The 21,520-nt window shown below is 66.1% G+C and carries 20 protein-coding genes and 1 tRNA gene; 14 read left to right on the top strand and 7 right to left on the bottom strand.

The genetic code is table 11. The features are described from left to right. Positions 1-17: 17 nt before the first annotated feature. The 3 genes from NU1_RS00565 to NU1_RS00555 all read right to left on the bottom strand — a co-directional run bounded on the left by NU1_RS00565 (position 18) and on the right by NU1_RS00555 (position 3,302). Complete coding sequence (locus tag NU1_RS00565; RefSeq protein WP_084520854.1) at positions 18-914, bottom strand: carbohydrate ABC transporter permease; 897 nt, start codon at positions 912-914, stop codon at positions 18-20. After that, positions 914-1,825 (bottom strand): carbohydrate ABC transporter permease, encoded by a 912-nt coding sequence (locus NU1_RS00560; protein ID WP_067516181.1) that lies wholly within the window; start codon positions 1,823-1,825, stop codon positions 914-916. Before NU1_RS00560 ends, NU1_RS00565 begins: the two co-directional genes overlap by 1 nt. A gap of 172 nt (positions 1,826-1,997) precedes the next feature. Continuing rightward, a complete protein-coding gene (locus tag NU1_RS00555) occupies positions 1,998-3,302 on the bottom strand; it encodes an ABC transporter substrate-binding protein (protein ID WP_067516179.1) in 1,305 nt (434 codons plus the stop codon). A 148-nt stretch (positions 3,303-3,450) separates the two neighbouring features. On the opposite strand from NU1_RS00555, the gene NU1_RS00550 reads away from it, so the two are divergent. The 4 genes from NU1_RS00550 to NU1_RS00535 all read left to right on the top strand — a co-directional run bounded on the left by NU1_RS00550 (position 3,451) and on the right by NU1_RS00535 (position 6,605). Then, a complete protein-coding gene (locus tag NU1_RS00550) occupies positions 3,451-4,290 on the top strand; it encodes a DUF2786 domain-containing protein (RefSeq protein WP_174565929.1) in 840 nt (279 codons plus the stop codon). Continuing rightward, entirely contained in the window at positions 4,287-4,793 is a 507-nt protein-coding gene (locus tag NU1_RS00545; RefSeq protein WP_067516175.1) for a TIGR04338 family metallohydrolase, read from the top strand. Before NU1_RS00550 ends, NU1_RS00545 begins: the two co-directional genes overlap by 4 nt. A gap of 351 nt (positions 4,794-5,144) precedes the next feature. Continuing rightward, positions 5,145-6,134, top strand: coding sequence for a DUF6745 domain-containing protein (locus tag NU1_RS00540; RefSeq protein WP_169814979.1), 990 nt, complete (start codon positions 5,145-5,147; stop codon positions 6,132-6,134). Positions 6,135-6,161: 27 nt separating this feature from the next. Beyond that, complete coding sequence (locus NU1_RS00535; protein ID WP_067516171.1) at positions 6,162-6,605, top strand: DUF8820 family protein; 444 nt, start codon at positions 6,162-6,164, stop codon at positions 6,603-6,605. Here the strand turns inward: NU1_RS00535 and NU1_RS00530 are convergent, their stop codons facing one another. Then, positions 6,606-7,589, bottom strand: coding sequence for an o-succinylbenzoate synthase (locus tag NU1_RS00530; RefSeq protein ID WP_067516205.1), 984 nt, complete (start codon positions 7,587-7,589; stop codon positions 6,606-6,608). 846 nt (positions 7,590-8,435) lie between these two features. On the opposite strand from NU1_RS00530, the gene NU1_RS00525 reads away from it, so the two are divergent. The 3 genes from NU1_RS00525 to NU1_RS00515 all read left to right on the top strand — a co-directional run bounded on the left by NU1_RS00525 (position 8,436) and on the right by NU1_RS00515 (position 10,727). Continuing rightward, the gene (locus NU1_RS00525; protein WP_067516169.1) at positions 8,436-8,867 is read left to right on the top strand and encodes a hypothetical protein; all 432 of its coding nucleotides are present in this window, start codon (positions 8,436-8,438) and stop codon (positions 8,865-8,867) included. Positions 8,868-8,889: 22 nt separating this feature from the next. Beyond that, positions 8,890-9,219: a hypothetical protein gene (locus NU1_RS00520; protein WP_067516168.1), complete on the top strand. Its 330-nt coding sequence runs from the start codon at positions 8,890-8,892 to the stop codon at positions 9,217-9,219. Between the two features lie 128 nt (positions 9,220-9,347). After that, positions 9,348-10,727, top strand: coding sequence for a serine hydrolase domain-containing protein (locus NU1_RS00515; RefSeq protein WP_067516166.1), 1,380 nt, complete (start codon positions 9,348-9,350; stop codon positions 10,725-10,727). 25 nt (positions 10,728-10,752) lie between these two features. Here NU1_RS00515 and NU1_RS00510 read toward each other — a convergent pair whose 3' ends face one another. Continuing rightward, positions 10,753-13,935 (bottom strand): ATP-binding protein, encoded by a 3,183-nt coding sequence (locus NU1_RS00510; RefSeq protein ID WP_067516164.1) that lies wholly within the window; start codon positions 13,933-13,935, stop codon positions 10,753-10,755. A 59-nt stretch (positions 13,936-13,994) separates the two neighbouring features. On the opposite strand from NU1_RS00510, the gene NU1_RS00505 reads away from it, so the two are divergent. The 3 genes from NU1_RS00505 to NU1_RS00495 all read left to right on the top strand — a co-directional run bounded on the left by NU1_RS00505 (position 13,995) and on the right by NU1_RS00495 (position 15,841). Then, positions 13,995-14,070: transfer RNA gene (locus NU1_RS00505), tRNA-Lys, on the top strand. 383 nt (positions 14,071-14,453) lie between these two features. Further along, positions 14,454-14,654, top strand: coding sequence for a helix-turn-helix domain-containing protein (locus NU1_RS00500; RefSeq protein WP_067516161.1), 201 nt, complete (start codon positions 14,454-14,456; stop codon positions 14,652-14,654). Then, positions 14,651-15,841 (top strand): type II toxin-antitoxin system HipA family toxin, encoded by a 1,191-nt coding sequence (locus NU1_RS00495; RefSeq protein ID WP_067516160.1) that lies wholly within the window; start codon positions 14,651-14,653, stop codon positions 15,839-15,841. The genes NU1_RS00500 and NU1_RS00495 overlap by 4 nt, the downstream gene beginning before the upstream one ends. Positions 15,842-16,323: 482 nt before the next feature. Here NU1_RS00495 and NU1_RS00490 read toward each other — a convergent pair whose 3' ends face one another. Then, positions 16,324-17,592: an amidohydrolase family protein gene (locus NU1_RS00490; protein ID WP_084520856.1), complete on the bottom strand. Its 1,269-nt coding sequence runs from the start codon at positions 17,590-17,592 to the stop codon at positions 16,324-16,326. Between the two features lie 179 nt (positions 17,593-17,771). On the opposite strand from NU1_RS00490, the gene sigJ reads away from it, so the two are divergent. The 3 genes from sigJ to NU1_RS00475 all read left to right on the top strand — a co-directional run bounded on the left by sigJ (position 17,772) and on the right by NU1_RS00475 (position 19,628). After that, positions 17,772-18,725 carry an RNA polymerase sigma factor SigJ gene (gene sigJ / locus NU1_RS00485; RefSeq protein ID WP_067516158.1) on the top strand — a complete coding sequence of 318 codons (954 nt, stop codon included), beginning with the start codon at positions 17,772-17,774 and terminating at the stop codon, positions 18,723-18,725. Positions 18,726-18,910: 185 nt separating this feature from the next. Further along, the gene (locus NU1_RS00480) at positions 18,911-19,180 is read left to right on the top strand and encodes a type II toxin-antitoxin system Phd/YefM family antitoxin (protein ID WP_067516156.1); all 270 of its coding nucleotides are present in this window, start codon (positions 18,911-18,913) and stop codon (positions 19,178-19,180) included. Beyond that, positions 19,170-19,628 carry a type II toxin-antitoxin system VapC family toxin gene (locus NU1_RS00475; RefSeq protein ID WP_067516154.1) on the top strand — a complete coding sequence of 153 codons (459 nt, stop codon included), beginning with the start codon at positions 19,170-19,172 and terminating at the stop codon, positions 19,626-19,628. The genes NU1_RS00480 and NU1_RS00475 overlap by 11 nt, the downstream gene beginning before the upstream one ends. A gap of 99 nt (positions 19,629-19,727) precedes the next feature. Here the strand turns inward: NU1_RS00475 and NU1_RS00470 are convergent, their stop codons facing one another. Beyond that, complete coding sequence (locus NU1_RS00470; RefSeq protein ID WP_067516152.1) at positions 19,728-20,897, bottom strand: thiolase family protein; 1,170 nt, start codon at positions 20,895-20,897, stop codon at positions 19,728-19,730. A gap of 96 nt (positions 20,898-20,993) precedes the next feature. On the opposite strand from NU1_RS00470, the gene NU1_RS00465 reads away from it, so the two are divergent. Further along, positions 20,994-21,506: a winged helix-turn-helix transcriptional regulator gene (locus NU1_RS00465; protein ID WP_157551911.1), complete on the top strand. Its 513-nt coding sequence runs from the start codon at positions 20,994-20,996 to the stop codon at positions 21,504-21,506. Positions 21,507-21,520: the final 14 nt, after the last annotated feature.

Below are 21,520 nucleotides of genomic sequence, written 5' to 3'. Positions count from 1 at the left end.
CACCGCGATGACGAGGTTCAGCTCTTGACGCCGCCCGCGGTGAGACCGGAGATGATCCGGCGCTGGAACAGCAGCACCATGATCACCAGCGGGATGGTGACGATGGTGCCCGCCGCCATAATCGCGGTGTAGGGCTGGACCTGCGGGTCGTTACCGGAGAAGCGGGCCACCGCGACGGTGACCGGTTCGGTGCTGTCGGAGGACAGCAGGCGGGCCAGCAGGTACTCGTTCACGGCGGCGATGAAAGCCAGGATGGCCGTGGTGAATACGGCGGGTGCGGCCAGCGGCAGCATGATCAGGCGGAATGCCTGGAAGCGCGACGCGCCGTCGATGCGCGCGGCTTCCTCCAGCTCCCAGGGCAATTCGGTGAAGAACGACGCCAGGATGTACACGGTCATCGGCAGCACGAACGAGATATTCGGAATGATCATGGCCTGGTACTGCCCGATCCAGCCGATATCGGTGAACAGCTGGAACAGCGGCGTCACCAGCACCACCACGGGGAACATGGAGGCCGACAGGATCAGGCCCGAGATGACGTACTTGCCCTTGAAGGTCAAGCGCGCCAACGCATATGCCGCCATGACGCCGATGACGAGCGCGATCACCGTGGTGCAGGTGCCGATGAGCACACTGTTGCCGAGCGCCCGGCCGAAGTTGTTGCCGCGGCTGGTGTCGAAGGCATTGCGGAAGTTCTCGAACGTCACGTGGGTGGGCCACGGTGTGTTGTCGAAGGTGTAAGCCGGATCGCGCAGCGCCGTGACGACCATCCAGTAGAACGGGCCGAGTCCCCAGATGAGGATGATCAGCGCGCCCAGGTAGACGCGCCCGGAGGCGAGTCGTTTGGTCCACGGAATCCGCTGCGTCATGGTCTTTTCCGGCGCGGCGGACGGTTTCGTCGTACCGGTGCTCATCAGTGCGCCTCCCGCTGCTCTTCCTGGGTGCGAACCGCATTGGCTCCCAGCACCTTCACCAGTACGAACGCAACCGAGAAGATCAACAGGAAGGTGAGCACCGACAGTGCCGCGGCACTATTGGAGCCCTGGCGCACCTGGTCCACCACCAGCATGGAGATGGTGCGGGTATTGGGGTTGTTGGCCGTCATGATGGCGGGCAGGTCGTACATGCGCAGCGCGTCCATGGTGCGGAACAGCACCGCCACCAGCAGCGCCGGTTTCAGCAGCGGCAGCGTGATACTGGTGAATCGCTGCCAGGCCGAAGCGCCGTCGACCCGGGCGGCCTCGTACACATCCCCCGGAATGACCTGGAGTCCGGCGAGGATCAGCAATGCCATGAAGGGTGTGGTCTTCCACACGTCGGCGGTGATGACCGCGAATCGGGAGGCCCATTCGTCGGTGGTCCACAGAATGTTGGTGCCGAGCACGCGGTTCACCACGCCGTCGTACTGGAACATGAACTCCCACAGGCGCGCGGTCACCGCGGTGGGGATTGCCCACGGGATCAGCACGGCGGCGCGCAGCAGCGCCCGCCCCTTGAAGGTCTTGCCCATGATCACGGCCATACCCAGGCCGAGCGTCGCCTCCAGGGTCACGGTGATCACCGTGAAGAACAGGGTGACGCCGATGGCCAGCCAGAACTGCGAGCCCAGATTGCCGGTGGGGCAGGCGACCATCTCACCGCCGGGCATGGCGCACTGCTGCAGCAGCCAGTGCGTGTAGTTGCTGAATCCGGCGTTCCCGCCCTCGACGAACATGCCGGTGGCCGGATCGAGTCCGGAGTCCTTCTGGAAGGACATGATCAGCGCCTGGACCACCGGGTAGCCGATCACCACGGCCAGCGCGATCAGTACGGGGGTGACGAACATCCACGCCTTGCCCGACCCGGCGAAGGCGTTGCGGCGGGGCCGCTTCGACTTCGGCGACGGGTCGGTGGGCGTATCGCCGCGAGTCTGCGCCGCGACGTCGGACGCTCCCGAAGGACGTGACACCGTTTCTCTCTCCTACGGGACTGACTGGGGTGGGCGGATCCGTCCGGTGCTACGACCCGGCGGTTTCGATGCCCTTCTGCATCCCCTCAATCGCCTCGTCGACGGAGATCTTCTTGTTGTCGAGGGCAGCATAGGCGTTGTCCTGCACGGCCTTCGAGACGGCCTGATAGTACGGCGTGACCGGACGCGGCACCGCGGAGGCGATGGATTCCTTGAGTGCGGGCAGGTACGGCATCTTGGCGATGAGCGCCGGATCGTCGTACATGGAGGCCCGTACCGAGGGCAATGCGCCGGAGGCGACGATGTGCTGGGCGTCCTCGCTGATCAGGAAGCGCAGGAAGTCCAGCGCGGTGGCCTTGTTCTTGGAGTAGGCGCTGATGGCCGCGTTGTAACCACCGAGGGTGGAGGCGCCGACGCCGTCCTTGCCGGGCAGCGGGGCGACATTGAACTTGCCGGCCACCTGCGAGGCCTCACCGGCGGCGGGACCGTAGAAGGACGGCCAGGTGCGCAGGAACAGCAGCTTGCCCTGGGCAAAGGCGTTCTGCGACTGCGGCTCCTGGTAGCCGATGGCCTCCTTGGGGATATCGCCGCGGTCGTACGCGTCGACGAGCACCTGCAGGCCCGCGCGGGACTGCGGGCTGTCGACGGTGGGGGTCTTGCCGTCCGGACCGACGAAGGTGCCGCCGTAGGCATTGATCACTTCGGCGACATTCACGGTCAGGCCCTCGTACGGGGCGAACTGCCCGGCGTAGCAGCCGAGGTTGTTCTCCCGCGCGATCGGGCACATGGACAGCATTTCGTCCCAGGTCTTCGGCGGGTTCGGCACCAGGTCGCTGCGGTAGAACAGCAGGCCGCCATTGGTATTGCGCGGCGCGGCGTAGAGGGTGCCGTTGTAGGTGGCGCTCGCGACCGGCGGCGACAGCAGCGTCGAGGTGTCGATGGCGAAGGAGTCCTGCAGCGGTTGCAGCCAGCCCTTGGCGGCGAACTCCGCGGTCCACGGCACGTCGAGGGCGATCACGTCGTAGTCGGACGACTTGGCCTGCAAATGCTGCTTCAGGTCGTCCTGCTGCTGGGAGGCGTCGTTCGACTGCTCCTTGAACGTCACCTGCTCATCCGGGTGCGCGGCGTTCCATCGGTCGATGAGCTGCTTGACCGCACCGGTTTCGGTGGTGTCCTTGCCCTCGACATAGGTGATCGGGCCACGCCCCGTGAGGTTTTGAGAGGTGGGGTTGCTTCCGCTGTCGCTGGAGCAGCCGGTGGCGAATGTCGCCGTCAGCAGCGCCGTAGACGCGGCCGCGAACATCGCTCGGGACAGGAGCGACGAACGTAGGGACGTCACCTTCTTCAAAGCCATCGCGGAAACTCCAGGGGTCGAGACGTGAGCGGCAGCACACCCAGCCGGTTGCACAAGGGAAGATACATGGTTGATTGGTCCTGTGCCGGAAGTACCTCGGCGATCTGAGCCGTGAGCACCGGTGATAGCGCCCGCTAGGCTGGGCTGGATGTCTTCCCCAGACAAAATGTTGACGCGTATCGGTGGTTTGCTGCGCCAAGCGGAATCGACCGAGAACGAGCACGAGGCCGAGGCCTTCATGGCCGCCGCCCAGCGGTTGGCGACGCGGTCGTCGATCGATCTGGCGGTGGCTCGTTCGCATGTGGCGGGCCGGGAGCGGCGGCCGGTGCCGGTGCAGCGGGTCATTCCCATCGGCGATCCCGGTAAGAAGGGGCTGCGCACGTTCGTGCAACTGTTCGTGGCGATCGCGTCGGCCAATGATGTGCGCTGCGATGTGGCGCGTACCTCGACGCAGGTCTACGCCTACGGATTCGATACCGATATCGACACCTGCGCGGCGCTGTACACGAGTCTGCTGGTGCAGATGGTGCGGGCGTCGGATCAGTACATCAAGTCCGGGGCGTACAAGACCGGGACCGTCGAAAAGGTTGTCACCGAAACCCGTTGGGGTCGAAAGGTGCAGCGCCGCGTGCAGGCTCCGGTCGCCGCCGTGACGGCGCGATTGAACTTTCAGATGGCCTTCGCCGCGCGTATCGGGCGGCGATTGGCCGAGGTGAAGTCCGAGGTGGAGACCGAAGCGGTGCGGGCCGACGCTGTCGACGCCGCGCCCACCGGTACCGCATTGGTATTGCGCAATAAGGAAATCGAGCTCGTCGACTTCTACAAAAGTACGTCCGAGGCGCGCGGTACCTGGCGTGGTCCGGAAGCATCGGCGGGGTATTCGTCTGCCGCCCGGCGGGCCGGAGATCGTGCGGGTCGGGCAGCGCGACTGGGGAATTCACCCGAATTGGGAGCGGCGCGTGGACAATTACCCGGTGGAGGGTCGTGACCCGAGATTCGCAGCGGGCGCGCGTATATGACGCGGAAGCATTGGTGCGCGGGGTATTCGAGCGTGCCGACGCGCATGGCGCGCGGACCGTCGAGGTGCATGGTTCGCAGCTCACGCTGCCGATCGAGCGAAAGTTCGCCTCGGTGGAATCGGTGCAGACCTATGTGGACCGGGTGCTCGCATTGAATTGGGTTCGCGCGCAGTGGGAATGCGCCGCGAGACCGGTGATCGTCCGTGCTCGGGCCGGTTCCAAGGCCGCGCATTACGAATCCGAAGGCGCGATTCTGGCGGTGCCGCTACATGTTCACGGAGCAGCCTGGGCATTGCGAGAATTAGTGGTTCTGCACGAAATCGCACACCATCTCGACCCCGTTCCCGCCGAATCCGCGCCGCACGGTCCCGAATTCTGCGAACGGTATGTGGAATTGATCGATGGCGTGATCGGGCCCGAGGCGGCGCTGCTCATGCGCACCACCATGCTGGGGTGTGGCGTTCGAATCTGAGGGGTTGCCAGGGGTAGGTACGGCCTGTCATGCTCGGAACATGATCTCCTTCTCTGGAAAGGCGTCCGACGCCTCCAAGCGGTGACCGCCGCTAACCACCCGCGGAAGTCGCATTCCCGCGGGTTTTCCCTGGTAGAACGTGTTGAAGCCGCAGTCCTGATGCGGGATGAATGGTTGCGCGTGGGATTATCCACCGAACCTGCCGATCGGGATGGGGCCGAGGGCGCGATAGCCGAGCTGTACCGGTTGCTCGGGGAACCTCCACCGGAAATCGTCTGGGTGCCTTCACCTACCGCCGCCGTAGAGATACTGCGAAGCGATTCCCATGGTCCTCCCGAAGGATTCGGGCTATTGCCGGACGGCAGGCTGCCTCGGGAATGGCCTTTCCTGCAACGCTTCTCGGCATCGAAGGTCGACTCGCGGCAGCGCCTGCTGGCGCAGTCGGAACCGGATGAACACTTCTGGTCACCCCGCGGTGTCCTCGGAGTCCTCTTCCCCGATCGTGGATGGGCAACCCTGCCGCCGAGCGAACTGCTGGAGGCGGGTGCGCCACCCAGGTGGATTCTCGACGTTCGCGTGCGTCGACCACTAGAGGACTCGTTGCGTGCCAATATGTATCGCCACCTGCGCGATACCTTCCTGAACGATATCGGGGACCGGGCCAGGGTGGCACGTTTCGATCAGTACGACATCTGGACCACCGGCTTCCATCAGCTGCTTCGGACGGCCGGTCTGCTGCGGTGTCGCGGCGATGACGCGCACCAGCTGGACCAGTGGGCGATCCTGGCTCGCTCGGCCGGGTGGTGGTGGCCCGGGCAGCATCGCTGTGTGATCTCCGAGCGGCCGATCGCGGTGCATACCGAACCACAGCCCGGGGCGCTGTACGGCGAGGTCCGTTTGCACAACCCGGATGATCGGGCGGTCGAATTCTCCGACGGAACAGGCATTTTCGCGCTGCACGGGATCAGGGTTCCCGATTGGGTGATGGCTACGCCGACGGTCGACGAGATTCTGGCCGAGCGCAGCGTAGAGGTCCGTCGAGCGGCTATCGAACGTCTCGGTTGGGACTCCTATATCGAGCAGGCGGAACTCACGCTGGTCTCGGCTGCCGCCGACCCCGGTAACCCCGGCGCTGAGCTGCGGCTCTACGACGTGCCGTCCCGGCACTGGGGCTTCGATACCCGAGTCGTACTGGTGGTCAACGGTTCCCGCGAGCGCGATGGCACCCGCCGCCGCTACGGGATCAATGTGCCCGCCGGTATCGACGACCCCCTCGCCGCCGTCGGTTGGTCCTACGGCCTCGACGGCTCGCAGTATGCGCAGTTGCTGCGCCGTACCTGAAACTTCGACCTATCCAAGGTGATTCATATGACTACTACTGTTGCCGAACTGACCGCTCGTACCGGTGTCGACGTACTCGACCACCTGGAGCGCGAAACCGCCATCGCCGTTCTCGACGGCGTACAGGCCCAGGGTGACCTGATCGTGGTGCCCTTCCACCTGCTCACCGATACCCGCTTCCCCGATCTGGGCTGGCATGATGTCCCGGCCCAGGGCATCGAGGTCATTCGCGGTGTGGCGGGCGCGAATCCGCATGTGCTGGTGGCGGATCCGGGCGTTTGTCGTTGGACCACTCGGATGCTCGATCCAGCGGGTCTGGGGCTGGGCTGCCTCGAGACCACCGGTCCGGCCTATCTCTTCCATCCCGAGCACGGTGGTAGCGGCATAGCGCCCGGCCGCTACCTCATTCGCCGTCAACGGGAAATATCGGCGTCCTTCGGTCACTCGAGTTTCGGGCTGGTCGAGGACTGATCAGTCGAGTAGACGGCTGACCCGGAGGAGGCGCTCCCGCCACCACACCGTGCGTTCCGGATCGGGGTGGCGGTAGCGCTCCAGCAGTTCCGGATCGGGCGTCGGCGGCGTCCGGGGGACGGGCAGATACCCGTTCTCCGGACGTAGTGAATCGCTGACCACATCGCCGGTCAACAGGGAGAGAGTGCCCAGACCGCAGGCGAATTCGAGCTCGGGAAGGGCCCCTGCCAAGGCCAATTGGGCGGACAGTCCGACGCTGGTTTCCAGCGCGGAGGACACCACGGTCGGGAGTCCGGCGGCCGCGGCGACCTGCAGTGCACGGCGAACGCCACCGAGGGGAGTGCATTTCAGGACGGCGATATCGGCCGCTCCCGCCACCGCGACCCGCATGGGATCGTCGGCACGCCGGATGGATTCGTCGGCGGCGATCCGCACATCCACCCGGCGGCGCACGGCGGCAAGTTCCTCGACGGTGCGGCACGGCTGTTCCACATATTCCAAACCGCCTGCCGCACGGTCAATCTGCTTGATGTGGGCGACGGCGGTATCGACATCCCAGACAGCATTGGCGTCGACCCGAATCGCGCCGTGCGGGCCGAGTGCGTCGCGGACCGCCTCGACCCGGGCGAGATCCTCGCCCAGCGAGTCGGGGTGGTCGGCGACCTTTATCTTGGCGGTGCGGCAGCCGGAGGCGGCGACGATCTCGCGGGCGCGGTCCGGGCCGACGGCGGGGACGGTGCAGTTGATCGGCACCCGATCGCGGACCGGTTCCGGCCAGCCGATCGTCATCTGCTCGACGGCGGTAGCCAGCCAGGATGCCGCCTCGCGATCGTCATATTCGGGAAAGGCGCAGAATTCGCCCCACCCGAGCGGCCCGGGAATCAGCATGCCCTCGCGAACCGTGATCCCGCGGAATCGAGTTCGCATGGGAATGGCGTAGACAATGGCGGAGTCGAAGTCCGGGGCACTGGGGCGCTCGCTCACCACCGGGAGCCTACCCACCTCATCGGCGCGCTCGAGGTGACGGCGGGGAACGGAGTGGCGACCGAACCCGGTCCCGACCAGAATGCCGGATAGGACAGATCTACCGGGGGGAGCCCAGTAATCATGAATTCGCCAGAAGAGCCGCGACGTCCCGGTCCGGACAGCGGGCCGCCGAGCCCGCAGAATCCGCAGAATCCGCAGAATCCGGGGTACGGACCGCCGCCGCAGCATCCGGGCGGTCCGGGTCGGCCCCCGCAGCAGTCGGCTCCACCCCGAAACCCCGGTGGCCCAGCGGGACTGGACGCGGGACGGCCACCTCATCCCGGGGGCGGTAGGAATCCTCAGGTCGACCCGACCGTGCCCGCGCCGTTCCGCGACGACCGCTCGCTCCCGCCGCGCGGATCCGGTGCGGGAGGACCTGGCGGTCCCAGTGGTCCGGGGGGCCACGGTGGGCCCAATGGTCCTGGCGGGCCGGGCGCTCCGGTCGGCCCAGGGCCGAGACCGGGAGCACCCGGGCCGCAGCGTGATTCGAGTGGGGACCGTCGTCCGCCGCCGCGTGATTCGGGTGGGGATCATTGGCCGCCGCCACCGCGTGATTCCGCCGGGGATCATCGGCCACCACGCGGCGAGTCGAGTGGGGACCACCGGCCGCCGCGCGATGCGGGCACAGTCGTGGACGCGGCACCGCATCCCGGGCTGCCCGGCCAATTCCGTGACGAGCGAGTATTGCCACCACGCAACCCCGGCGGCCCGGACTCGGGGACGTATTCACCCCCGCCCGGCCCGTTCCGCGATGACCGCCCGCCGGGCAATCCCCAGCCACAGCACGGGAATTCAGCCGAGTCAGTGCACGCGCCCGGTGCACCGCTCGATGGCGGCGCGAGCCCGGAGTCATCCGGTGAACCTGCCCCCGTACCACCGCTGCACCGCAAGAACGTGCTCATCGCCGTCGGTGTGTACGCGGCCGGTGTGGCGGTGGCGTTCCTCTGGGCCTTCGACCTGTTCGGCAAGGTATTCGAGCTGATCAGCAATAAGTGCGCGGCCAAACGGGATTTCACCGTGGAGTGCGAGGTGGTCCCGCCACCGAGTTCGGCGCTGTGGGGATTGTTGATCGCCGGTGGCGGAATGACTCTCGCCCTGGTGTGCGCCCTGGTGATCGCCGCTGCGGCCGCCGTAACGCGACGCAATGCCTGGATATGGCCCGCCATCGCACTGCCGGTAATCCTGGTGTCCGGCGCGATCGGGCACTTCCTGGTGAACAGCGCCATCGCGGGTTAGCGCTTTCCGGCATTCTGGAGGTATGGCGGAATACCGGCGTCCGCCGCTGAGCGGCGCGGATCTCCTTGCGACCGTGGTGATCTACGCGGGAGCCTGCGGTATCGCATGGATCGCGGTCGAACTCGTCTCGCTCTACGACTTCGCGGTCCCCGAATCCGGGGACCGCCAATACCTCCCGCTGGCCTACGCCGTCTCCTGGGCGGGAATCGTGCTGGCGCTCATGGTGGTCGCCCTGTGGATGGTGCGCGCCCTGCGCTGGGGCCAGCGCATCTGGTCGGTAGCGCTGGTCGCCTACCCGCTCATCGCGCTGGCCTGGGTCCTGGGCTTCCTGATCGCCATCGCCGCGGGCTAGGTCGCTACCGACTGTCAGTGCGCTGTCAGCCCACTGTCAGTGACCCCCGGCATTGTCATTCCCAGAGCAAGCGCAGGCCCCGAAACCAGGGACAGCCTGCGGAAAGCATTATGGAAAGGGCTACCAGAATGTCGGAGTACACGCTGCCGGAGTTCGTCCAGGCGATCGCCACCGAGTTCGAGATTCCCGGTGTGTCCGTCGGGGTCTGGGCCGACGGACAGGAGAGCTACGCGAGCCACGGTGTGACGAATATCGACCATCCGCTGCCCGTCGATCAGGACACCATGTTCGTGCTGGGTTCGGTCACCAAGCCCACCACGGCGACCGCGATCATGCGGCTGGTCGCCGACGGCCGCCTCGAGTTGGATGCGCCGGTGCGCCGGTACGTCCCGGAGTTCACGCTCCCCGATGAGCGGGCAGCCGCCGAGATTACCGTGGCGCAGCTGCTCAACCACACCGCCGGACTGGATTGGCGGCTGAGTGCCGATACCGGCGAGGGTGACGACGCCCTGGCCGAGAACGTCGCGAAAATGGCGGAGTCGGAGCTGATTTCGGAACCCGGCGCGCGGGCTTCCTACAGTCAGCTCGGCTTCAGCCTGGCCGGACGGATTATCGAGAAGGCGACCGGCCTGACCTATGAGCGGGCCATCTCGGAACTGGTGTTCGAGCCACTCGGGATGTCGCACAGTGCTTTTGCCCTCAATGACGTCATTACCCAGCGGTTCGCGGTCGGCCACAATGCCGGCGAGAACAGTGCGCTGTCGGTGGTACGGCAGTGGAAGGACAACCGTGGCAATAACCCCGGTGGTGGTCTGGTGTCCTCGGTGGCGGATCAGATTCGGCTGGCTCGTTTCCATCTCGATGCGGGTCGTACGCAGGGCGGTACGGAATTGCTGCCCGCCGAGCTGGTGCGTCAGATGCAGCAGCCGACAGTCGAATTGAAGGCCAGCACCCTGGGCGACGCATTCGGCATCTGCTGGTTCCTCCGCGAGGTGAACGGTGTGGCGACCGTCGGGCACGGCGGTTCGGCCAATGGCCAGTTCGCCGACCTGCTCATTGTTCCGGAACGGAATTTCGCGGTCGTTGTCATGTCCAATGCGGGTCCGGACAGTGGACTCGCCGCCAACCAGATGGTGGTGAAGTGGGCGCTGGAGCACTACCTCGGGGTGGTCGAGCAGGCTCCGGAACCGCTGCCCTATGACGCCGCGCTGGCGACGGAGGTCGCGGGGGACTACTCGAACGAGATCATGATCATTGCCCTGCGCACCGACGGGTCCGGGCTGACGATCGAATGCTTCATCAAGCCGGAGGTCCGCGCGGCCTCGGATACCGAAATGGCTCCCGATATGCCGGTCGCGGACTTCGGTCTACTTCCCGACGATGAATTCATTGTCACCAGTGGCGGTTTGGACGGACAGCGGGGCGCGTTCACCCGCGACGAAGGGGGCGCGATCATCGGACTCGATCTCGCCGGACGGTTCTTCGGCAAGGAATCGGTCACCGTCTGATCCCACCCTCACGACAATTCAATCGTTATGACGCGACCGGTTGGCCGGATATCTCGGCCAACCGGTGCAGCACGTCCCGTCGCGGTGTATTCACGCCGCGGTTGTACGCATCCTGGAAGTCCCGCTCGCCGAGACGTGCCGCGAGCGCGTTCCCGAGTTCTCGCAATTCCGGCTCGCCGTCATCGAAGACACCGCGAATGACCGCGCTTGTTCCCAATGCGATAGCCGCGGCGGCCGGATCGTGCTCCAAGAGCAGCAGTCTCGCGAGCAGTTCAGCGGCCTGCGCGATGGCGTCGACGTCACCCAGGGCGAGTGCGCCGCGCACGGCGTCGGGCAGCAGCCGCCGCGCCTGTTCGGCATCGCCCGCCGCCAACCGATTCGCCATGCGAGCGGCCGCGATCTGATCTCTGGCAATCGATTCGGGGTACGGGAGCCGGTGCGCGCGCTGTTCCAGCTGGTCGAGGGTGTGGTCGGAGCCCGCTAGATCGCCCGAGCGGCGTTCCAGTTCAGCGACACTGAACAAGATGACGGTCGCCATCCGGGTGAAGCCCCGCTCCCTCGACTGCCGCCCGGCGGCTGCGATATCCCGTGCGGCGCTGGCGAGATCGCCGCTGCGCATGCGCTCGGATACCAGAAGGACCCGGCTGGTGAAGATATCGTCCTCCATCCCCAACTCGGAGCCGACAGCAACAGCGCGCTCGAAAGTGGCTATGGCACGGTCGTATGCGCCACGCAGTGAGTGGTCCCGGCCGACGGACAACAGGGCCATCCCGATACCCCAGCGGTCGCCCGCCGTTTCGAAGTCGTGCAGCGCCGCCCGCCGATCTGCCGCACCGGACCGCTGATCGCCGCTCTCGACGAGGACATGGTTCCGCGTCCAGTGCGCGCAGGCCCGCACCCACGGATCGTTGTGGTCCAGCGTCTTTCGCAGTTCCTGTTCCCCGAGGTCGGCGTTGCCGGTGGCAGCGGCCAGCATAGGAATCCACAGCGGCAGTGCCGGATGGAATTGCGGTGCGCACGCCGCGATACCGTCCTCGATGAGGGTGCGTACCGCCGCGGAATCGGTATCCGGGCCGGCCGCGCCACTTCCCGACATCGACCGCATTACGCGGAATGCGGCCCGTGCCGCCCTCGGCAGGGCATCGCCGAACCGCTGCACGTCGGCAAGGAAGGTTTCGAACGGCGTGCTCATACCGCGCATACCCCAGTACCAGAACAACGCGCCGATAAAACGGGCGCAGAGTCCGGTGTCACCGGTATCGACCGCGCGCCGTAGCGCGGCGGCCATATTCTCGTGCTCGGCATCGAAAAGAGCTATGGCACTGAGCTGTTGCTGTGTGCGCAGCTGAGGTTCGTAACCTTCGGCCAGGGTTACGAAGTAGTCCGCGAATCGCTCGGTGAACGTTTCCCCCGAGCGGGTGAGCTGTTCGGCGGCGTAGGCGCGGATCGTTTCGAGCATGCGGTAGCGCGGCATCTCCTCGCCCGTGGTTTGCGCAATGGACTTCTCTACCAGCGAACTCAGGACGTACAGGACATCGTCCGCGGGTAGCGAGTCGTCCGAGCAGATCGCTTCCAGCGCTTGAATGCTCGCGCCGCCGGGAAACATCGACAGCCTGCGGGCCAGTATCCTTTCGGGCTCCTCCAAAAGGTCCCAACTCCACTCGACCAGGGCGAGCAGGGTGCGTTGGCGCGGTAGCGCGGTGCGGCTGCCGGACTCGAGCAGCCGGAACCGGTCATCGAGGCGGCGCGCGATCTGATCGACACTCATGGCTCGCAGTTTGGCGGCGGCCAACTCCAAAGCCAGTGGTATGCCGTCCAATTGACGGCAGATCTCGACGACCGGCGTGACGGTGCGCTCATCGAGCGTGAAGTCGGGCCGGATATCGCGGGCCCGGTCGAGGAACAGGTGCACCGCAGCCGACTCCGCCGCCTCCGTCGGATCCGGGATCCCGGTCGGGAGGGTGAGTGGTCCGAGATGAAACAGTCCCTCACCGGTAATCGCGAGCGGTTCTCGACTGGTGGCAAGAATTCTCAAAGACGGCAGTCGGTCGAGGAGTTGCTCGGCGAGTTGCGCGGTGGCTTCGATGAGATGCTCACAATTATCCAGTACCAGCAGCCCATCGCCGATATCCAGCCTTCCGATGAGCCGGTCGACCGCTGTGGCACCGGGGTTTTGGTGTCCGCCCGATCCCTGGAGGTCGCGGCCGTCGAGGGTGCGAGCGACAGCATCCACCAAATGCTCCGGCGTGCGCACCGCCGCCAGCGGCGTGAACCACACCCGTCCACGCTGATATGCCTGATCGAGGCTCACCGCCTCCACCGACAACCGGGTTTTACCCGCACCACCGGGGCCGACAATGGTGATCAGCCGCGACCCGACCAGCAATTGTGCGAGTCGTGCGAGTTCGCCATCACGCCCGATGAAACTCGTGCGCCGCCCGGGCAGTCGACTCGCCATCGGCTCCGGCCGCACAGCGGGACGCTCCAACTCCCCACGCAGCAGCGCCAATTGGGCTTCCCGCAACTCCGTCGATGGGTCGATGCCGAGCTCGTCCCCCAACCGCTCACGCATCTCCTCGTACACGGCCAACGCATCCGACTGCCGCCCCGCCGCCGCCAGCGCCCGCATACGCAATGCCACCAGCCGCTCGTTCAATGGACGTTCCACCGCAACGGCATCCATCGCGCTGAGTACGTCGGCATGACGTCCGCGCCGAATCTCGGCATCGAACAGATCCGCGGTGGCCGCAATCCGCAGATCGTTCAATCTGGTGGCGGTCGATTGCGCGAACGGCGCGTCCAACACATCCATCAGCGCCGGACCCCGCCAGAGCGCCAGCGCCGCACCCAGTGTCGAGGCCGCCGCCCCCAGCCGATCCTCCGCCAATTCCCGCCGCCCCCGCACGGCCAACTCTTCGAAGCGCCGAGCATCCACCTCGACGTCCGACAGCAAATACCCCGCGGTCGTGAGCTCCACGGTCCCCACTCCGTGCAGCGCCTTCCGCAGCCGCGAAACCACTGCCTGCAACGCGTTGCCCGACGGCGGTTCCTCCCCCCACAGCCCGTCGATCAGCGCGTCAGCGGACACCGCCCGCCCACCTGCCAACGCCAGCCGCGCAACCACCATCCGCGACCGAACTCCACCCACCTCGACCGGCACCCCGCCCTCGGACAGCACCCGTACCGAACCCAACACACTGACCCGCACGTTTCGAGTCTTACAGAGACCCCCTGTTAAAGTTCCTCCCGCACCGCCCAGCGGAGCACGCGCCATTAGCTCAATTGGCAGAGCAGCTGACTCTTAATCAGCGGGTTCGGGGTTCAAGTCCCTGATGGCGCACCACAATGTGGCCCTTGACCAGGTATTCCGGTCAAGGGCCACATTTGTTCCACCTGTCCCGCCGGGTGATTCCCAAAGAAACCCCAAGAATTCAGCACTGCCAGGTTCCGCTGGCTGGTAGTCCCGCCAAACCTCCATTCCAGCACCGCAAATGAGCCTGACGCCTGCCCGGGTGACGCCGCCGAGATCGACCCCCGCTGGCGGCCGACGGCAAACTCGCGTTGACCTCCCTCGGCGATATTCTGCCGATTTCCTTCCTTGCGACGGTGAGCGTGGGCGATATCTGCAAAATCGGCGATATTCTGCTGATTTAGGTATTGGTTCGGGTAGTCTGATGGAATCCGCACGGTATCGGCAGAATATTGCCGGTTTATGGAGGTGATGCGATGACCGTGGTATCGAGCATCGGCGACGCCATTCACGCGGCACGCCGCCGCCATCGCCTGACGCAGGAGCAGTTGGCGGAGCTGGCGGGCACCTCCACTCGCACGGTACGCGAGATCGAGCACGGCAGCGGCTCGACCAGTATCGCCACTGTCGCCGCAGTGGCCGACGTGGTCGGCCTCACCCTGGGTGTTGTCGGTTGAAAGATCTCGAGGAGCTTCGGCGGGTCGCCCGAGCGGATGTGTACAAGGCTGGTCGGCGCGCCGCTGTTCTGAAGCGGACAGCGGAAGGCGGGACCGAATTTCGCTACGAGAAGGACTACCTCACCAACCACGGTGCGCCTGTCGCCACGACGCTCCCGCTGGGCCCGGATCCGGTACGCAGCATCGCCGGCGCGGTGCCGCCCTTCTTCGAAGGTCTGCTGCCCGAGGGACATCGGCTCACGGTGTTGCAACGTGCGGTCAAGACCAGTATCGACGATGAATTGAGCCTGCTGCTGGCGGTGGGAAGCGATGTGCCCGGAGATGTGCAGATCATCCCTGCCGATCAGCCACTCACCGAGTTTCCGCCGTTGGTCGAGGGAGACTCGCCCGCCGAACTCGAATTCGCGCGATTCGTAGACGAAATCGATACTCATGCGCTGCCGGGAGTGCAGCGCAAAGCCAGTGCGTCGATGATCAGCGTGCCGTTTTCGGCTCAGTACGGCCGGTTCATTCTCGAGCTCTCACAACCGGAGTACCCCCATCTGGTGGAGAACGAAGGGGAGCATCTGAAAGCGGCGAGGTTGATGAAGATCCCTGTAGCCGAGGCGAATCTGGTGACTGACCGTATTGGCGACACCGGTCTGCTGGTGCGGCGTTTCGATCGAGTGCGCGAGGGTCAGTCGTGGCGACGCTTGGCGTTCGAGGACGCGACACAGGTATTGGGCTTACCTCCGGCGTCGAAGTATCAGCCCGATGCGGCCACCGTGGTCAACGAACTCGCGCAGATCACAGAGGCTCCGACCGTGGCTCGCCGAAACCTGTACTTGCAGTTTCTCTTTGCCTGGCTCACCGGAAACGGTGACCTACACGCGAAGAACGTCGGTGTAGTCGAGGGGCCCGGCGGGAAATGGGGTGTCGCACCGATATTCGACATTCCGTGCACTCTGGTCTACGGAGATGACTCGATGGCACTGCCGATCTCCGGCCGAACCCGCAAGTTACGCGCCCGTGACTGGGCTGCGTTCGCCGCAGAGATCGGACTCACCGAGCGAGCCGCGGTTTCGGCGCGCACTGTCGCACTCCGAGCGGCCGCGGCAGTCGACTATGCCGCCCTGCCGTTCTCTGGATCGCCCGTACACCAAACGGAGTGCGAACTACGTTGGCGGCGCGCCGAACTCGGCCGCTGAGGGCTGAATCGAGCGATTACCGAATGCCGCCACGTCAAGGCCGGGCGCTGACGTTCGCGCCGAAGCTACGAGCGATGCCGACAAGCGCCGCTGGCAGCCTTCGGGGACCTGGCCGGAGGTGAGATCTGGCATCAGTAAGTACTGACCGAAGTTGTCGGGTCGCGGGTGAGGAAAGAGGTCCTGGACGTCAGGGTTCCTGACGTCCAGGCATACGAACCGCGAAATCCCGGTCGCTGGGCCAGAGATCGCCGTTCGGCCGATCGCGACGCTGGTGCGATAGATCCCCGTCTGTCGCGGCGGTCGACGGGGGCTTGGTCGCTGACCCTAGTGGACTGAAGTGCGCGCTCATGCCGAATTCAGGACGTCTCCACCTCGCGTCTTGCCGCCGACTATCAGGTGTATCACCGTGCGCTCTGGCCTAGTTCGCAGCGATGCGACCGAGCCTGCTCGCCGAGCCGACGATCACGCCAGCCGGCAGAGGGTCAGTTCGCACCCGGGTGGCCCGACTGCCGGACACCCCGTCGCCACACGTCGACGATCTCGGCGCTGGAGGCGATGTCTGTGGTCGGGTCGCCCGCGACGAGGACGAGGTCGGCGCGCAGCCCCGGGGCTATGCGGCCACGATCGCGCAAGCCGAAGTGGTGGGCGGGCAGGCTTGTGGCGGCAGCGAGAGCGGCCTCGTTGCTCAGGCCCGCCTCGGTGAGTAGCACCAGTTCCCGGTGCATGGCCCCACCGTGCTGTGGGGCGAACGGGGTGGCGTCGGTGCCTGCCAACAGTGGGACACCGGCGCGATACAGCGCTCGTGCCGCCGCCGTGGCATTCGGGCCGCAGCCCGCCCCGGCACACCGGTCCACCGTCTGCGCCTGCGGGTCATCGAGGGTTTCGAAATAGGCGAGGGTGCTCACCACGAAGACGCCCTGCGCGCGGACCCGCTCCGCCAGCCGCTGCCCGGCGGGGTCGTCGGGAGCCAGGTCGGTCCACACGTGAGCCAGGCCATCGACGCCCGCATCCAGTGCGATCGCCGCCTCCCGTGCAGTGATCGCGTGCGCGATGACCGACAGACCGGCCGCATGCCCCGCCTTGGTCAGCGCTGCCACGGTCTCCGGCGCCAACACCGGGAAATCCCCGCCGTGCACCGACCCGTCATCGACCACGACCTTCAAATAATCGGCCCCCTCGGCCAATCGGGCCGCGACGAATGCCTCGGCCTGCTCGGGACCGGCAACCATGTCGAACGTGGTGCCGGGATCGACGCCGGGTATCCCGGCCTGCCCTACCGCCGCGATCAACTGACTCGGATGCCCATCCGGCGCGGTCGCCAGGGTGCCCGCACTGCGGAAATCGGCCACATCGTCGCGTTCGGCCGCCAGCTTTCGCTGCTCGGCGAGTATGCCCGGTAGGCAGAACATATCGAGTTCGGTGGTCACCCCGGACTGCAGCGCCTGCGCGAGACTGCCCTCGAAGATGTGCGTGTGACCGTCGATCAGGCCCGGTAGCAGGGTCATTCCCGCGCCGTCGATCTCCACCTCTGCCTTTTTGCCGTCGGCAGCGTCGGCGATGGTGGCCCCGTCGAGCAGCACGTCTGTTTTCGGTATCGTCCGCTTCCCGTCGAACACCCGGACGTTGCGAATCAGTGTCCGACTCGAATTGTCCTCTGCCGTAGCGCATCCCAGGGATAAGCCGGTCGCGGCGATCCCCGCCGTCGCCGCGGCGATGCCGAGGAAACCGCGGCGGCTCGTATTGAAGTTCATCGAGTTCTCCTTCGGTGCCATCTCCCCGGGGTTCGGGGTTGCACAACCGAAGAGGGCAGCCTGCGCCAGGCTGTGACATCCAGGCCGCCAAAAGTGATGTGGCTCACCTGGCGCACCCGTTATGTCACACTCCGAGGACTCGGCGACTCTTCGGTCATAACCGATCAAGGAGAGAGCAGATGACAGCTACCCCGCCGGATGCGGCCGACGACCAAGCCACGCAGGTATTCGTCGACCATCGCGAACTCCTGTTCGCTGTGGTCTACAACATGCTCGGCAGCGTCACCGACACCGAGGACGTCCTGCAGGAGGTGTGGCTGTCCTGGTCGCCGCGGCGGCACCGCACCGCCGACGCGCAGCCCATCGACAACGCGCGCGCCTACCTGGTTCGGATCGCGATGAATCAGGCCCTGGCGCGCCGCGCGGCCATCAGCCGCCGCCAGGAAACCTATGTGGGCTCATGGCTGCCGGAGCCGATACTCACTCCGGGTCCGGACGGCGACGACCCCTCCGAGACCGCCGTCCGCACGGAATCGTTCTCCATGGCGGTGCTTGTCGTGCTGGAAACGCTCAGCCCACTGGAGCGGGCGGTCTTCGTACTGCACGAGGTGTTCGGATACCCGCACACCGAGATCGCCGACATTCTCGACCGCTCTCCCGCCGCGGTTCGCCAGCTCGCACACCGGGCACGCGGGCACGTTCAGGCGCGCCGCCCACGTCACCAGACCGATCTGACCGTGCGTGCAGAGGTCACCAAGCGGTTCGCCGACGCTGCGCTCGGCGGCGACCTGCCCGCGCTGCTGGAGATCCTGGCCCCGGATGTGACCCTGTGGACCGACGGCGGTGGCAAGGGCCCCGCCGTGAGCCTGCGGCCCGTGCACGGCCCGAACAAGGTCGCGCGGGTGTTCGGCCTCGTCGCCGCCGGCCTGACCCCCGGGGAACTCGATCTTCGCTACCGCTACGTGAACGGAGACCCGTCCGCACTCCTCTTCTCCGGCGACTGCCCCATCGGCGCGGTGGTCCTCGATCTGACCCCCGACGGCACGCTGATCCAGGGCATCTACTCCGTCACCAACCCCGACAAGCTCCGCGGTCTCGCACCCCACCCGGAACCGCCATCCGCCGACCTCTGAGCCGCACATCCGAACCGACCAGGGGAACTCCGTCCCGCACCGCTACTGGCCGGGACCAGCCCCGCTGACGGGCCACGCGCTGATACGTCGACATGCCCGCGGTGTTCCCGAACAGACCCTCGTCGGCACCTGTCATGCCGTGCCACCTGGTAGCACCGCATGGCACATCGCGCTACGATTGATCTATGTCGGGACAGCCTGAGATCACCCAACGCGACCTGCGGAATCGGTCGAAGGAGATCATGGATGCCGTCCAGCAGGGACAAGCGTTCACCGTCACGCGGGATGGGCATCAGATCGGCGAGTTGATCCCCTTGCGTCGGCGCAGGAGGTTCGTTTCCCGCGCCGAGTTCGCCGCGATGTCACGTAGTGCGCCCGACATCTCGATCGAGGCTTTCCGGGCCGATCAGGACGTCACCGCCGATCAGGAGGCTGACGATCCGTATGCCCGCTGACCACGAACAGGGCCTGCTCGACACCAACATCATGATCCTGCGCCGATGGATCGACCCGGAACAGTTACCGGCGGCCATGGCCATCAGCGCGATTACGCTCGCGGAACTGTCGGCGGGGCCGCACGAGGTGCGTCGAAACGACGAACAACACCAGTACGACGAGCATATCGAGCGTGCTCGTCGCCTGGATGTGCTCCAACGTGCCGAGAACGAATTCGATCCGATCCCCTTCGGCGTGGAAGCCGCCCGGATTTACGGCAGAGTATGTGCCGGTGTCATCAGCGTCGGCCGCAAACCGCAGCGTCGTATCGCGGATCTGATGATCGCCGCCGTGGCCATCGCTGAAGGGCTGCCGCTGTTCACCACGAACCCGGACGACTTCCGCGGCTTGGACGAACTGCTCACCCTGGTTCCCGTGACGCGACCCGACGTGCCGAGATCCGGATAGCGCACCACCGATCGACTACCTGAGGCATCCGCTCGTATCGACGATCGGATCGGAGCGGGCGAAGGCTGCCACCTCGCCCGCCGCGATCACCGTCTATTCCTAGAGCCGCTCGTAGATGGTGGCGTTGGCCAATCCGCCTGCCTCGCACATGGTTTGCAATCCCCAGCGGGCACCGCGCTCCTGCATGGCGTGGACCAGTGTCGTGGCCAGGCGGGAGCCCGAGGCGCCGAGGGGGTGACCGAGGGCGATGGCTCCGCCGTTGACATTCACCTTCGACAGGTCCGCGCCGGTGTCCTGTGCCCAGGCCAGGACCACCGAGGAGAAGGCCTCGTTGACTTCGAAGAGGTCGATATCGGAGAGCTGGAGACCGCTGCGCCGCAGCACCTTTCGGGTAGCGGGGATGACCGCGGTCAGCATGAGCAGCGGGTCGTCACCGGCTACGGCGAAAGTGTGCAGGCGGGCGAGCGGGCGTAGGCCGAGTTGCTGTGCGCGTTCGCTGGTCATGATCAGGACGGCGGAGCTGCCATCGTTGATCTGGCTGGCATTGGCCGCGGTCACCTGCCAGCCGATTTCGGGGAACCGGGCCGCCATGGCGTCGCTGTAGTACGCGGGGCGGAGCGCGGCGAGGGTTTCGGAGGTGCTGCCCACTCGGATGCCTTCGTCGGCGGTGAGACCGGCCAGGGGTGTGAGCTGGGATTCGAAGGAGCCGTTCTTCGTTGCCTGCGCGGCCTTTTCGTGGCTGGAGAGGGAGAATTCGTCCAGTTGGGTGCGGGAGAGGTTCCAGCGGGCGGCGATCAGTTCGGCGCTGATGCCCTGGGGGACGAGGCCGTCGGGGTAGCGCTCGGCGAATGCCACGCCGGTGACATCCTCGGCGCCGACCATATTGGCTCCCATGGGAACTCGGCTCATGGATTCGACACCGCCCGCTACGGCGATGTCGTACGCACCGGCGATGACACCCTGGGCGGCGAAGTGAATGGCCTGTTGGCTGCTGCCGCACTGGCGATCCACGGTGGTGGCGGGGACCGATTCCGGATATCCGGCGGCGAGGGCCGCCCGGCGGGTGAGGTTGGATCCCTGCTCTCCCACGGCGGTGACGATGCCGCCGATTACGTCGTCGATGAGTTCGGGGTCGATCCCGGTGCGCCGCACTACTTCTCCCAGGCTGTGTGCGAACAGGTCGACGGGATGGGTGCCGTGCAGCGCACCGTTGGCCTTGCCCTTGCCGATGGGGGTGCGGACGGCCTCGACGATTACCGCGTCTCTCATGGCGAATTCCTTCCGGGGGCCGCGTCGCTGCGGCTGACTAAGTCTCTCTAAAGCCAGGGTAGGAGCTGGCGATAGTTGGCACAAGTCAGCTTGGGTATGATGAGCGTCATGTCGTTCGTCTTGGAAGGACCGCTCAGCGATCTGGGCGCATGGAAACCCGAGGGCTGCTCCATAGCCAAAGCCCTCGATATCGTCGGCACCCGCTCGGCGATCCTCATCCTGCGCGAGGCGTACTACGGCACCCGCCGCTTCGACGGCTTCGCCACCCGGGTGGGCATAACCGACGCCGCCGCGTCGAGCGCGCTGCGCAAACTCACCGCCGCCGGACTCCTGGAGAAACGCCCCTACCAGGAGGAAGGCCAGCGCACCCGGCACGAATACGTCCCGACCCGCATGGGGTTGGACCTCATGCCCGTCGTACTGGCCCTCTGGCAGTGGGGCGACAAATACCTCCAGGACGGCACCCCGCCCCTGGAACGGGTGGAAGATTCCACCGGCGAACCCGTGCGGGTCGAGGTCGTCAGCGCCTCGGGCAATGAAGTCCCGTTGGAGAACCTCCGCGTCCGCGTCAGCAAATCCTGGCTCGGCAAACAGCGTGCGAGGCCCTGATACTGCCAAGGCCC

The sequence above is a fragment of the Nocardia uniformis NBRC 13702 genome, from assembly GCF_001613345.1.
GTDB classification, from domain to species: Bacteria; Actinomycetota; Actinomycetes; order Mycobacteriales; family Mycobacteriaceae; genus Nocardia; species Nocardia uniformis.
The sequence above is the reverse complement of the archived record's forward strand: the minus strand, read 5'-3'. Positions and strand labels throughout refer to the sequence as shown.